Raw genomic sequence first — 13,005 nt, forward strand, 5'->3', positions numbered from 1 at the left:
GTCATAACAAGCCATGAAAACCGCCACTGCGCCGTTACCACCGCTGCGTTCGGTCAAGGTTCTGGACCAGTTGCGTGAGCGCATACGCTACTTGCATTACAGTTTACGAACCGAACAGGCTTATGTCCACTGGGTTCGTGCCTTCATCCGTTTCCACGGTGTGCGTCACCCGGCAACCTTGGGCAGCAGCGAAGTCGAGGCATTTCTGTCCTGGCTGGCGAACGAGCGCAAGGTTTCGGTCTCCACGCATCGTCAGGCATTGGCGGCCTTGCTGTTCTTCTACGGCAAGGTGCTGTGCACGGATCTGCCCTGGCTTCAGGAGATCGGAAGACCTCGGCCGTCGCGGCGCTTGCCGGTGGTGCTGACCCCGGATGAAGTGGTTCGCATCCTCGGTTTTCTGGAAGGCGAGCATCGTTTGTTCGCCCAGCTTCTGTATGGAACGGGCATGCGGATCAGTGAGGGTTTGCAACTGCGGGTCAAGGATCTGGATTTCGATCACGGCACGATCATCGTGCGGGAGGGCAAGGGCTCCAAGGATCGGGCCTTGATGTTACCCGAGAGCTTGGCACCCAGCCTGCGCGAGCAGCTGTCGCGTGCACGGGCATGGTGGCTGAAGGACCAGGCCGAGGGCCGCAGCGGCGTTGCGCTTCCCGACGCCCTTGAGCGGAAGTATCCGCGCGCCGGGCATTCCTGGCCGTGGTTCTGGGTTTTTGCGCAGCACACGCATTCGACCGATCCACGGAGCGGTGTCGTGCGTCGCCATCACATGTATGACCAGACCTTTCAGCGCGCCTTCAAACGTGCCGTAGAACAAGCAGGCATCACGAAGCCCGCCACACCGCACACCCTCCGCCACTCGTTCGCGACGGCCTTGCTCCGCAGCGGTTACGACATTCGAACCGTGCAGGATCTGCTCGGCCATTCCGACGTCTCTACGACGATGATTTACACGCATGTGCTGAAAGTTGGCGGTGCCGGAGTGCGCTCACCGCTTGATGCGCTGCCGCCCCTCACTAGTGAGAGGTAGGGCAGCGCAAGTCAATCCTGGCGGATTCACTACCCCTGCGCGAAGGCCATCGGTGCCGCATCGAACGGCCGGTTGCGGAAAGTCCTCCCTGCGTCCGCTGATGGCCGGCAGCAGCCCGTCGTTGCCTGATGGATCCAACCCCTCCGCTGCTATAGTGCAGTCGGCTTCTGACGTTCAGTGCAGCCGTCTTCTGAAAACGACAAAGGCCGCGCCGCACCGTCAGAATAGAGTCTACTTTCATATTCTTTGACACCTGCTTGCCAAGGTCACAGATTTCAGCCTGACAAATTCAAGGCTTAGGGCGCAATGGAACCAAAAACCAACGTAAGCCCTGCCGCCCATCCAGCCCATGGAGGCATCTTGCAGGGACAACGCATCGGTTACGTCCGGGTCAGCAGTTACGACCAGAACCCGGAACGCCAACTTGAGCAGGTCGAGATCGGCAAGCTGTTCACCGACAAAGCCTCGGGCAAGGACACCCAGCGTCCACAGCTGGAGGCCATGCTCGGTTTCGTCCGCGAAGGCGATACCGTGGTGGTGCACAGCATGGATCGCCTGGCACGAAACCTCGATGATTTGCGCCGCCTGGTGCAGAAGCTGACCAAGCGCGGTGTGCGCATCGAGTTCTTGAAGGAAGGCCTGGTGTTCACCGGCGAGGACTCGCCGATGGCCAACCTCATGTTGTCGGTCATGGGGGCCTTCGCCGAGTTCGAGCGCGCCCTGATCCGTGAGCGGCAGCGCGAAGGCATCGCCCTGGCCAAGCAGCGCGGCGCGTACCGGGGCCGCAAGAAGGCCCTGTCCGACGAGCAGGCTGCTACCCTGCGGCAGCGGGCGGCTGCCGGCGAGCCCAAGGCGCAGCTTGCCCGCGAGTTCAACATCAGCCGGGAAACCCTCTACCAGTACCTCCGCACGGACGACTGATACATGCCGCGTCGCTTGATCCTCTCGGCCACGGAGCGGGACACCCTGCTTGCGTTGCCGGAAAGCCAGGATGACCTGATCCGCTACTACACCTTCAACGATTCCGACCTGTCGCTGATCCGTCAGCGGCGCGGCGACGCCAACCGCCTGGGCTTCGCGGTGCAGCTCTGCCTGCTGCGCTACCCCGGCTATGCGCTGGGCACCGACAGCGAGCTGCCCGAGCCGGTCATCCTGTGGGTGGCCAAGCAGGTTCAGGCCGAGCCGGCGAGCTGGGCGAAGTACGGCGAGCGGGACGTGACTCGCCGCGAGCACGCCCAGGAACTGCGCACCTACCTGCAACTGGCTCCATTCGGCCTGTCGGACTTCCGCGTCCTGGTGCGCGAATTGACCGAGCTGGCCCAGCAAACCGACAAGAGCTTGCTGCTGGCCGGTCAGGCGCTGGAGAGCCTGCGGCAGAAGCGGCGCATCCTGCCGGCGCTGAGCGTGATCGACCGGGCCTGCTCGGAGGCCATTGCGCGGGCCAATCGGCGGGTCTACCGCGCCCTGGTCGAACCACTCACGGACTCGCATCGGGCCAAGCTGGACGAGCTGTTGAAGCTCAAGGCCGGCAGCAGCATCACCTGGTTGACCTGGCTGCGACAGGCACCGCTGAAACCCAACTCCCGGCACATGCTTGAACACATCGAGCGGCTGAAGACATTTCAGCTGGTGGACTTGCCCGAAGGCCTGGGCCGGCACATCCACCAGAACCGCCTGCTCAAGCTGGCCCGCGAGGGTGGGCAGATGACGCCCAAAGACCTCGGCAAGTTCGAGCCGCAGCGACGTTACGCGACCCTGGCCGCCGTGGTGCTGGAGAGCACCGCGACCGTGATTGATGAACTGGTCGATTTGCATGACCGTATCCTGGTCAAGCTGTTCAGCAGCGCGAAGCACAAGCATCAGCAGCAGTTCCAGAAGCAGGGCAAGGCGATCAACGACAAGGTGCGCCTGTACTCAAAAATCGGCCAGGCTCTGCTGGAAGCCAAGGAAAGCGGCAGCGATCCCTACGCGGCCATCGAGGCGGTGATTCCCTGGGATGAGTTCACCGAGAGCGTCAGCGAGGCCGAGCTGCTGGCCCGGCCGGAGGGCTTCGATCATCTGCACCTGGTCGGCGAGAACTTCGCCACCCTGCGCCGCTACACGCCGGCCCTGCTGGAGGTACTGGAACTGCGCGCCGCACCGGCCGCGCAAGGCGTGCTGGCAGCCGTGCAGACCCTGCGCGAGATGAACGCCGACAACTTGCGCAAGGTGCCGGCCGATGCGCTCACAGACTTCATCAAGCCGCGCTGGAAGCCGCTGGTGATCACCCCGGAAGGCCTCGACCGGCGCTTCTACGAAATCTGCGCCCTGTCCGAACTGAAAAATGCCCTGCGCTCCGGCGACATCTGGGTCAAAGGCTCGCGGCAGTTCCGCGACTTCGACGACTATCTGCTGCCGGCAGAGAAGTTCGCCGCGCTCAAGCACGAGCAGGCCCTGCCCCTGGCGATCAACCCGAACAGCGACCAGTACCTGGAAGAGCGTTTACAGCTGCTGGACGAGCAGTTGGCCATCGTCACCCGCCTGGCCAAGGACAACGAGTTGCCCGATGCCATCCTCACCGAGTCCGGGCTGAAGATCACCCCACTGGATTCTGCGGTGCCGGATCGGGCGCAGGCGCTGATCGACCAGACCAGCCAGTTGCTGCCGCGCATCAAGATCACCGAACTGCTGATGGACGTGGACGACTGGACGGGCTTCAGCCGCCACTTCACCCACCTGAAGGACGGTGCCGAGACCAAAGACCGGACGTTGCTGCTGTCCGCAATCCTCGGTGATGCGATCAACCTCGGGCTGACCAAGATGGCCGAGTCGAGCCCCGGCCTGACCTACGCCAAGCTGTCCTGGCTGCAAGCCTGGCACATCCGCGACGAAACCTACTCGGCGGCCCTGGCCGAGCTGGTCAACCACCAGTACCACCATGCCTTCGCCGCCCACTGGGGCGACGGCACCACCTCATCCTCCGATGGCCAGCGCTTCCGCGCAGGCGGCCGGGGCGAAAGCACCGGGCACGTCAACCCGAAGTACGGCAGCGAGCCGGGACGGCTGTTCTACACCCACATCTCCGACCAGTACGCGCCGTTCAGCACCCGCGTGGTGAATGTCGGCGTGCGCGATTCCACCTATGTGCTCGACGGCTTGCTGTACCACGAGTCCGATCTACGGATCGAGGAGCACTACACCGACACGGCCGGCTTCACCGATCACGTCTTTGCCCTGATGCACCTGCTGGGCTTCCGCTTCGCGCCACGCATCCGCGACCTCGGCGAAACCAAACTGTACGTGCCGCAGGTCGTGCAGGCCTACCCGACGCTGCGCCCGCTGATCGGCGGCACCCTGAACATCAAGCACGTCCGCGCCCATTGGGACGACATCCTGCGCCTGGCCAGCTCGATCAAGCAGGGCACGGTCACCGCCTCGCTGATGCTGCGCAAGCTCGGCAGCTATCCGCGCCAGAACGGCCTGGCCGTGGCCCTGCGCGAGCTGGGCCGGATCGAGCGCACGCTGTTCATCCTCGACTGGTTGCAGAGCGTCGAGCTGCGCCGCCGCGTGCATGCCGGATTGAACAAGGGGGAAGCGCGCAACTCCCTGGCCAGGGCGGTGTTCTTCAACCGCCTCGGTGAGATCAGGGATCGGAGCTTCGAGCAGCAGCGCTATCGGGCCAGCGGCCTCAACCTGGTGACGGCGGCCATCGTGCTGTGGAACACGGTGTACCTGGAGCGCGCCACCCAGGCGATGGGCGACACGGGCAAGCCGGTAGACGGCGAGCTGCTGCAATACCTGTCGCCGCTGGGCTGGGAGCACATCAACCTGACTGGCGATTACGTCTGGCGGCAGAGCCGCAGGCTGGAAGACGGTAAGTTCCGCCCGCTACGAATGCCCGGAAAACCTTAGCGTACGATTTTTTCCGAATTCTGCGGGCTCCCCCTCAAGGCCGAGCGCCGGGAGTGCATCAAGGCGCTGGCCTTGTCCAGCCAGATCGACGCCGAGTATCAGCGGCAAGCGGCCTTGAAGGCGCAGCAGCCCGAGCGCAGCAAAGCCAAGCCCGCCTTGGAGCTTGCAGCGGCCAGCGGCAGCGCGATCGACGCCTACCAGCGGCATTATCGCGACGTGCTCAAGCGGCAGCGTGGCGGCGAGGTGGACTTGTCCCGCTTGGATTCCATGATTGCCGTGCGTATGCGCGTCACCGGCCACGATCAAGCCGCCATCGAGGGCGCTATCCGCCAGTGCGCCCCGGCCACCCGGCAGAAGGACGAGGGCCGCGACTGGAACGACTACGCGCAGCGCACCGCCCGCTATGCCTACAGCGCCGCAGGCGACCGCCAAGCCGCCGAGCTTGGGAAGTACCGCCAGCAGTGGGAGAAGCTGGAAGGGCGCGAGCCTGTACGCCAGCAGGAGCAGGCCAAGGCGCAGAAGATCGAGCGCGATAACTCGCCGGGGATGAGTCTTTAAATACCTGTTGCATGTAACTTGCGAGGTGCGTACAATGTTGCATGTAACTTAATTGGAGGCTTGGAAATGGCAACAGCACACGTTAATCAGCGGGTTCAGAAGCATCGCGATGCATTACGCATGGCGGGGCTTCGTCCGGTTCAAATCTGGGTGCCGGATACGCGCCGCCCCGACTTCGCGGAGGAGTGCCGCCGCCAATGCCTGCTTGTGGCTCAGGCCGACAGCGCCGACACCGCCATGCAGCAGTTCATGGATGAAGCCTTGGCAGACGTGGACGGCTGGACGGAATGATGCGCGGCGACCTTGTGACCATCGCCATGCAGGGCGACTTTGGCAAGCCACGGCCTGCGCTTGTGGTTCAGGCCAACCAGTTCAGCGAGCACGGCAGCGTTACCGTGCTGCCTGTCACCAGCACACTTAATGCCGCGCCGTTGCTGCGCGTCACGGTTCAGCCGAGCGCAGAGAACGGTTTGCAGAAGCCATCGCAGGTGATGGTCGACAAGGCGATGACGGTGCTGCGCAGCAAGGTAGGGCCAGCTTTCGGGCGCATCGACGCGGACGCACTGCTTGAGGTTGAGCGTTGCTTGGCCGTGTTCTTGGGGATTGCGAAATGAAAACGATCTACACCATTCCCGCCCCGGATTCCTTGGGCGCGATGATCGAGGTCTACGGCGAGCCGGAAAACGCTTGGTACGAGTGGCGCATCATCGACGGCGGGCGCACCGTGCGGGACACCGGCACGGAAGGCCACAGCGCCTTTCAGGGACGCCAGTACGGGCAAGCAGAGATTGCCCTACGTGATGCGCTCATGTTCGCTTCTGGCCTGCCCATCGACGGCGACACGCCGACCGATGCCGCCAGTCTGGAAGCGGGCTATGCCGCCAAGGCGAAGGCAGAAGCGGCGCGGCAGGGTGCGGGAACACCCGGCAGCGCCTAACCATAACCGTTCTACACAGGAGAACAGCATGGCTTTAGACATTATGGCGGCCTTCACCAATGAGCCGCCAGAACTTGATTTCATCTGGCCCGGATTCTTGGCCGGAACCGTGGGCGCACTTGTTGCACCTGGCGCAACTGGCAAGAGCTTTTTTGCTCTTGAAGCGGCCATGTCAATCGCTTGCAGTGTGGCAGGCGGCGACCTTGTAGGACTGGCCCCGGCGCACACCGGGCGCGTGGTCTATCTCGCTGGCGAAGATCCACAGCCCGCCCTTGTGCGGCGTGTCCACGCCATCGGCCAGCACCTCAACCAGTCGGCCCGCGAAGCCATCGCTGAGAACCTGATGCTTGAGCCGATCATGGGCAAGCGGTTGAACGTGATGGACGAGGCGCACTTGCGCCGCGTCATCGACTACAGCGCAGGGGCGCGGCTGATTGTGCTGGACACATTGAGCCGCATTCACAGCCTCGACGAGAACAGCAACGGCGACATGGCCCACCTTGTTTCCGTGTTGGAACACATCGCGGCAACCACCGGGGCGGCTGTCCTGTACCTGCACCACGTCAACAAGGGCAGCGCCCGCGACGGCCAGACCGACCAGCAGCAGGCAGCGCGGGGCGCGTCTGCCCTGATCGACAACGCCAGATGGTGCGGCTATGTCGCCAAGATGACGGAGCAGGAAGCCGAGCGCCTGAGCGACCGGGGCTTTGATCGTGCGCCCATCGGCAACGAGCGGCGCGGCCTTTTTGTCCGCTTTGGCGTGAGTAAGCAGAACTACGACGCGACCCCGCTAGACCGCTGGTATCAGCGACACACCGGCGGGGTGTTGCTGCCGGTAGAGCTACAGGAGATCAAGCGTGAGAGCGGCAACAAGGGGGGCAAGGGCTATGACTCAGCAGCGTATTAAACCGGCCTATGCCAAATTCGATCCCGCTCATGTGTTTGACGGGCTTTTCGTCCCCACGAAGGGGAAGAAGCGCGGGCGACTGTATGTGCCGCCGCGCCGCTTCGGCGATAGTGAAATCAGCTTTCAAGGGTTCGAGCAGCTTGGAGCTGATGACCAATCAATCTTGCTTGCAGTAAGCGCCCAGCTTGGCATTGACGGCTTGATGATCGAGGCAAAACCACCCGGCGAAATAGGCCAGCAATTGCGCCTTGCTTTGGACTTTGACAACGATGATGGAAGGCCGCTGAAAACCAAGAAAACCAGTTTGCGCAGCCTGCTGATTGATGCTGGATATGACGACCCAGAAAGCGGGGCGGCACTTGCCAGAATCAAGGAAAGCCTGAACCGAATGGGTAACGCGCAGATACGGGAAATCAATCACGCTACCGGCTGGGATTACCGCTGCAATCTCCTTTCGAGTCGGTTCAATCACAAGACTGGGGAAATCTTTGTTGCCGTCAATCCGCGCCTGACCGGGGCGGTTTTTCGAGAGCAACACGTCAAGGTTTCGCTTTTCGAGCGCAACGAGCTGGAGAGTGAAGCCGCCAAGCTGCTGCACTGTTGGCTGTGCTCAAACATCCGGCTTGGCCGTTCGCTTGGCAATGGCAACGGGGCGCACATCGACACGCTAGCGCCCCACGTATGGGGCAAGGCGGCGTGGGAAGAAGCATCAACGAAGGTTCGATCAGTCAGGCGGGGTCAACTACGCGATGCTTTAGACGAAATCTCAGACCGCACACGCGGACTGCAAGGCGGTATGGGATGGGCCATCGACCAGACCAGCAGCGGGCTTGTGCTGGTAAGTCGTCCCAAGGAACTGCCGTTCCTTGAGGGTGAGCACGACATGCGCCCCAGCGAATACCACGACCTCATGAGCCAGCCGCCAATGCAAGAACCAGATTTGTTCGACCCGCAGGACTGGACGCCGGACTGAGCCGCACCTGGTGAACTACTCGCTGCTAAAGCGGTCGAGCTTCCAAACTAACCTAAGCGGCCAGCTTTTCTTTTTTGACGCTTCGTTGAGCACTGCTGGTTGAGCTTTTGGGGGTCGTTTGCGGGAGAGGGCGAAATCCTACGCTAAGGCTTTGGCCAACGATATTCTCCGGTAAGATTGATGTGTTCCCAGGGGATAGGAGAAGTCGCTTGATATCTAGTATGACGTCTGTCGCACCTGCTTGATCGCGGCCGCGATAGCTAGATCGCGTTGCTCCTCTTCTCCATCCGCGTTCCAAGCTGCGGAAAGGCACCCATAAGCGTACGCCTGGTCGAGCAGGCGACGCGGATCGACGTCCAGCGCACGAGAGAATGCGTCCGCCATCTGTGCAATGCGTCTAGGATCGAGACAAAGGTCGTCTCTGTCAGCCGGATCGTAGAACATATTGGCGGCGCCAAAGCCCACTTCACCGACCAGACCGACGGGATCTATCACCAGCCAGCCGCGACTGGAGAACATGATGTTTTCATGATGCAGATCGCCATGTAGCCCACGCAGTTCCGAGGCATTGCTCATCATTTGATCGGCTATAATCGCCGCGTGGACGTAGTCAGTTTGACAACCTGCGTTTTGATCATCGCGCGCCCGCTGAAACAAAGCTGCAAAGCGATCCCGGATCGGGAGAAGGGCAGAAGGCAGGGGTTCCTCAGATGCGGCATACAGCTTCGCCATTAGTTCCGCTGCAATTTCGGTCGCCTGGTAGTCGCCGTGCTCGGCAACGATGTGAGAGAGCATTCGCTCCCCGGCATATTCGAGCAACATCAGATTGTTCTCACGACCGAGCAACCGGACTGCTCCCCTCCCATTGCGCCATACCAGATAGTCGGCCCCGCGCAGTTCATCAGCAATGTCTTCTATAGGTTTCAATCCCTTGACGATTGCAGGAGTCCCGTCTGGCAATGAAACTTTCCAAACGAGGCTGGAAAAGGTGTCCGCAATGAGAACAGGTTGCGAAACGTGCCAATGAGCAGGAAAAACAGGCGGCATGAACATCAACCCCAAGTCAGAGGGTCCAATCGCAGATAGAAGGCAAGGCGTTCGCGGTCGGGGGCTTCGATCCCCAATACATTGAATAGGACAGCGAAGGCGCGCTCTGCTTCATCTGGCGCTGCCCAGTTCTCTTCGGCGTTAGCAATCATGAGTGCCAAATCGGCATAGCGATCTGCTGTTCCGAGCCGCCCAAGGTCGATCAGACCCGTGCATTGAAGAGTTTTAGGGTCCACCATGAAGTTCGGCATGCAGGGATCACCATGGCAAACAACCATATCGGTGCGCTCTTGGTCGAGCCGCACCGGTAGCTCTCGTTCGACACGAGCCAAAAGATCGAGCTGCGGCGTACTCTTGTCCTCGTCCGGTAAGAAGTCGGGATTGACGGCATTGCGGGACACCACATCAACGGCGCGTCCGAACATTCGCGACAGCCTGCGCTCAAACGGACATTGATCAACCGATAGGCTGTGAACAGCGCCAAGTTGCTGCCCCATTGACGGCCACGCTTTGAGCAAATCCGCTCCAGACAGATCAGCCGCCGGTACTCCCGGAATTGCCGTTATCACCAAGCATGCACCCTCCTGTTCCTCCTGCCAGTTGATCACCTCGGGGCAAGCCACACCTCGACCTTTGAGCCAAATGAGGCGGTCACGCTCTCCAGCGAGCTCACCGCGGCGGGAAGCAGGTGCGATTTTCGCGAAGGCATGCCCGTCACCACGTCGAAAAACAAAATCACCAGATTCTCCGCCTCTGACAGGCAACCAGTCAGAATGCGATTCACCAAAAAAAATATTAGTTCGATTCAATGGAGGTTCCTTCAGTTTTCTGATGAAGCGCGGAGGTGGCTCAACCTGCGAAAAGAAACGAGTTGCTACGTAAGTCCGAGAACATGCTTTCCATGGTCTCTGAGCTCGCCTTTGGGACCGACATATCGGTAGAGAGTGACGCGCTCGATGCCGAGTTCCTTGCAGAGATCGGAAACTGAAGTATCGCGCTGGGCCATGGCGGCTTGCGCGAGACGCACCTGAGCTTTGGTGAGCGCGAATTTTCGTCCGCCCTTGCGACCGCGCGCTCTCGCGGAGGCGAGACCCGCCATGGTGCGCTCTCGGATCAGATCCCGCTCGAACTCGGCCAAGGTGGCGAAGATTCCGAACACCATGCGACCGGACGCAGTCGTGGTGTCGATCTGAGCGCCCTTTCCAGTCAGAACCCGCAGGCCGATCTTGCGGTCTGACAGCTCCTTCACCGTGTTGACCAGATGGGCAAGCGATCGTCCGAGGCGATCGAGCTTCCAGACCACCAGCACATCGCCGTCACGCAATGACTTGAGGCAGGCAGTCAAGCCAGGGCGATCATCACGACCGCCGGAAGCAAGATCATCATAGATATTGTCCCGTTCGACACCTGCGGCGCGCAAGGCGTCGTGCTGCAGGTCGAGAGACTGCGAGCCATCGGCTTTGGAGACGCGGGCATATCCGATCAGCATGTATCACAAACGTTCGATTATGTGACAGTGTGAGCCAGAAAGTTCTCGCCGTCAAAAACTGTCACTTAACCCGTCATTTAGTCTAAGACCTGCAAACGGCCATTCAGGCTCGTAATGTGACAAAAACTCCGGCGGGATGCCCTCCTTGGTGAACGTGGTGCGCAAACGTTCCAGGGATTCGGGGTCGCGTCGCCCGTAGGACGCCAGTGTGAACAGCAAGCGGGCCGTCTCCGGGTTGTGTCGCGCTTCAATGATGGCCTCATCGATGGCCTGGGCTGCTCGTTGCCAGTGGTTGATGGGTTCCGGCTTCGGCACCTTCGCCGGCAGGCCGTTGGTGAAACCAGTGTGCGGCTCCGTCTGAAACAGCGCGGCCTGTTCCCCGCGCGGGATCAGCGCCTTTGACTCGATCAGCGTGATGGCGGTGGCCGCCGCCTCCAGCATCTGCCACTGCACCGCCGGGGCCAGAATCTCGTAGGGACGCCACAGACTCTGCCCGGCGCGCAGCGGATGGCCGCAGCGCTCCCAGACATGGCGGATGCTCGCCGAGCAACTGCCGCAGTGCGAGAGCGGCGTGTTCAGCTCATCAAGCAGGGTGCGCAGCAGCCGGAACCACAAGCCGGCGTGGACACGCCGACGCGGCAGCTCCACAAAACCCGTCGTCAGCGCCTGCCAGGTGCGCCGGTCCATGCAGGCGATTGCGTCATCGGCAGGGCGCGGCGCAGCATCGGCGATTTCCCACTGAAGATACCGGCCGGGCATGCCCCAGTAGGACTCCAGCCAGCAGCCATGCTGCGGGCAGCTCAGCATCAAGGGGAGCTGCCAGACGAGTAGCACAGCTTGATTCGTTGGATCGTTCAGACACTGCGGACACGCCCGGCGAATCGTCTGGCTCGGTAGCCAGGCACGCCAGCGAGTGATGGACCGCACCTTGCGGGTGCGCTTGGGCAGGAGCACCGCGCATTGGAATGTATAGGTTTCCAAGGCTGCTGGTACCGAATCGTCGAGACTGTCGAGCAGCCACGGCACCCAGCCTGCAAGACTCATGCTGCGCAACCGCTCCAGCTCGACGCCACTGCGCTGGCAGAGCGCCGTCAGCAACGACAAGGATGGTGCGGTATCCAGGTCATCAAGTTGGCTGTGACCAAGATCGTGGGCCAGCAGCTCGTGCACGTCCATCTGGTAGCAGGCGGCGACCCGGTTGAGCCATGAGGACAGGGCTTCGCCTTCCTTGGGTGCCGGATGCAGCGGCCAGCGCGGCGCGGACTTCACATCAGTTCCCGCTCGAACTGTCGCCGCCGCTCACTGGGGCCGATGTAGTCGGCCATGCTGAGCGTGCGGTGGTTGATCGCTTCCTCGCCACTCTCCACGGCGGCGACGGCCGCCGCCACCAGCAGATGTGCAAGCTCGCCGATGGTGCCTTCGCTCCGGGTGAGCAGGTAGCGGGCCATGTCCAGCGTGGCAATCGGGGATGGCCGCCGTAGCGGGAGTGACGCCGCGAAGCTGGCCAGCAGCGAGCAGCAGTCCTCATTGGCCTCCCACGGCGGCAGCAGCATCGGCTCGAAGCGGTTTTCCAACTGATCGTCCGAACGGATGGCCAGGTACGCCTCGCGCGTGCCGACCCCGACCAGGGGGATACGCAGCTCGTTGCCGAGGAAGCGCAGCAGGTTGAGGAACTCGCGCCGGTTAACGCTGTTGCCAGCCAGTACATTGTGCAGTTCGTCGATCACCAGCATGCGCACGCCGACCTTGCGCAGCAGGGCCAGCGCCAGTTGCTCCATTTCCGGCAGCCGTGGGCGCGGGCGCAGCGGCGCGCCCATCGCAGCCAGCAGCGCGACATAGAAGCGGATCACCGATGGCTCTGACGGCATCTGCACGACCAGCACCGGGATATGTTCTTGGTCAGCGTCGGTGCCGACCGGGTGCGCCCGCCGGAATTTCTCGACGATCATCGACTTGCCGTTGTTGGTGGGGCCGACCAGCAGCAGGTTTGGCATGCGTTGCTTGTTCGGCCACGCATACAGAGTTTCCAGCCGGTTCAGCGCCTCGACCGCGCGCGGGTAGCCGATCCAGCGGTCGGCGCGAATGCGCTGGATGCGCTCGTCTGCCGGCAGCCTGGCCAAACCCTGTGCCGCTGGCAGCAGGTGGGACAGGTCAATGACGGGATATTCGTCCACGG

Annotated in this window: 14 protein-coding genes; 9 read left to right on the plus strand and 5 right to left on the minus strand. The window is 62.0% G+C overall.

Annotation, left to right across the window (positions count from 1 at the left end; translation table 11 throughout):
• Positions 1-13 precede the first annotated feature (13 nt).
• The 9 genes from intI1 (at position 14) to repC (ending at position 8,293) form a co-directional block, all read left to right on the plus strand.
• The gene (gene intI1 / locus Q9451_RS32550) at positions 14-1,027 is read left to right on the plus strand and encodes a class 1 integron integrase IntI1 (protein ID WP_000845048.1); all 1,014 of its coding nucleotides are present in this window, start codon (positions 14-16) and stop codon (positions 1,025-1,027) included.
• 360 nt (positions 1,028-1,387) lie between these two features.
• The gene (locus Q9451_RS32555) at positions 1,388-1,948 is read left to right on the plus strand and encodes a recombinase family protein (RefSeq protein WP_015648284.1); all 561 of its coding nucleotides are present in this window, start codon (positions 1,388-1,390) and stop codon (positions 1,946-1,948) included.
• Positions 1,949-1,951: 3 nt separating this feature from the next.
• Positions 1,952-4,918: a Tn3-like element TnAs1 family transposase gene (locus Q9451_RS32560; RefSeq protein ID WP_027590725.1), complete on the plus strand. Its 2,967-nt coding sequence runs from the start codon at positions 1,952-1,954 to the stop codon at positions 4,916-4,918.
• Between the two features lie 72 nt (positions 4,919-4,990).
• On the plus strand, positions 4,991-5,476 hold the full coding sequence (locus Q9451_RS32565; protein WP_234285037.1) for a hypothetical protein: 486 nt from the start codon (positions 4,991-4,993) through the stop codon (positions 5,474-5,476).
• 66 nt (positions 5,477-5,542) lie between these two features.
• Positions 5,543-5,767: an antitoxin MazE family protein gene (locus Q9451_RS32570; protein WP_043149934.1), complete on the plus strand. Its 225-nt coding sequence runs from the start codon at positions 5,543-5,545 to the stop codon at positions 5,765-5,767.
• Complete coding sequence (locus Q9451_RS32575; protein WP_009873354.1) at positions 5,764-6,090, plus strand: type II toxin-antitoxin system PemK/MazF family toxin; 327 nt, start codon at positions 5,764-5,766, stop codon at positions 6,088-6,090. The genes Q9451_RS32570 and Q9451_RS32575 overlap by 4 nt, the downstream gene beginning before the upstream one ends.
• Positions 6,087-6,413, plus strand: coding sequence for a hypothetical protein (locus Q9451_RS32580; RefSeq protein ID WP_009873353.1), 327 nt, complete (start codon positions 6,087-6,089; stop codon positions 6,411-6,413). The genes Q9451_RS32575 and Q9451_RS32580 overlap by 4 nt, the downstream gene beginning before the upstream one ends.
• Positions 6,414-6,441: 28 nt before the next feature.
• Positions 6,442-7,320: a helicase RepA family protein gene (locus Q9451_RS32585; protein WP_009873352.1), complete on the plus strand. Its 879-nt coding sequence runs from the start codon at positions 6,442-6,444 to the stop codon at positions 7,318-7,320.
• A complete protein-coding gene (gene repC / locus Q9451_RS32590) occupies positions 7,301-8,293 on the plus strand; it encodes a replication protein C, IncQ-type (protein ID WP_009873351.1) in 993 nt (330 codons plus the stop codon). The genes Q9451_RS32585 and repC overlap by 20 nt, the downstream gene beginning before the upstream one ends.
• Positions 8,294-8,509: 216 nt before the next feature.
• Here repC and Q9451_RS32595 read toward each other — a convergent pair whose 3' ends face one another.
• From Q9451_RS32595 to Q9451_RS32615, 5 genes are all read right to left on the minus strand, one after another.
• On the minus strand, positions 8,510-9,346 hold the full coding sequence (locus Q9451_RS32595) for an aminoglycoside O-phosphotransferase APH(6)-Id (RefSeq protein ID WP_000480968.1): 837 nt from the start codon (positions 9,344-9,346) through the stop codon (positions 8,510-8,512).
• Positions 9,346-10,149 (minus strand): aminoglycoside O-phosphotransferase APH(3'')-Ib, encoded by an 804-nt coding sequence (gene aph(3'')-Ib, locus Q9451_RS32600; RefSeq protein WP_001082319.1) that lies wholly within the window; start codon positions 10,147-10,149, stop codon positions 9,346-9,348. The genes Q9451_RS32595 and aph(3'')-Ib overlap by 1 nt, the downstream gene beginning before the upstream one ends.
• 65 nt (positions 10,150-10,214) lie before the next feature.
• On the minus strand, positions 10,215-10,829 hold the full coding sequence (locus Q9451_RS32605) for a recombinase family protein (protein WP_000904906.1): 615 nt from the start codon (positions 10,827-10,829) through the stop codon (positions 10,215-10,217).
• Positions 10,830-10,880: 51 nt separating this feature from the next.
• Complete coding sequence (locus Q9451_RS32610) at positions 10,881-12,098, minus strand: TniQ family protein (protein ID WP_014754502.1); 1,218 nt, start codon at positions 12,096-12,098, stop codon at positions 10,881-10,883.
• Positions 12,095-13,003: a TniB family NTP-binding protein gene (locus Q9451_RS32615; protein ID WP_003465065.1), complete on the minus strand. Its 909-nt coding sequence runs from the start codon at positions 13,001-13,003 to the stop codon at positions 12,095-12,097. Before Q9451_RS32615 ends, Q9451_RS32610 begins: the two co-directional genes overlap by 4 nt.
• Positions 13,004-13,005 lie beyond the last annotated feature (2 nt).

Source organism: Pseudomonas sp. NY8896 (assembly GCF_039634505.1).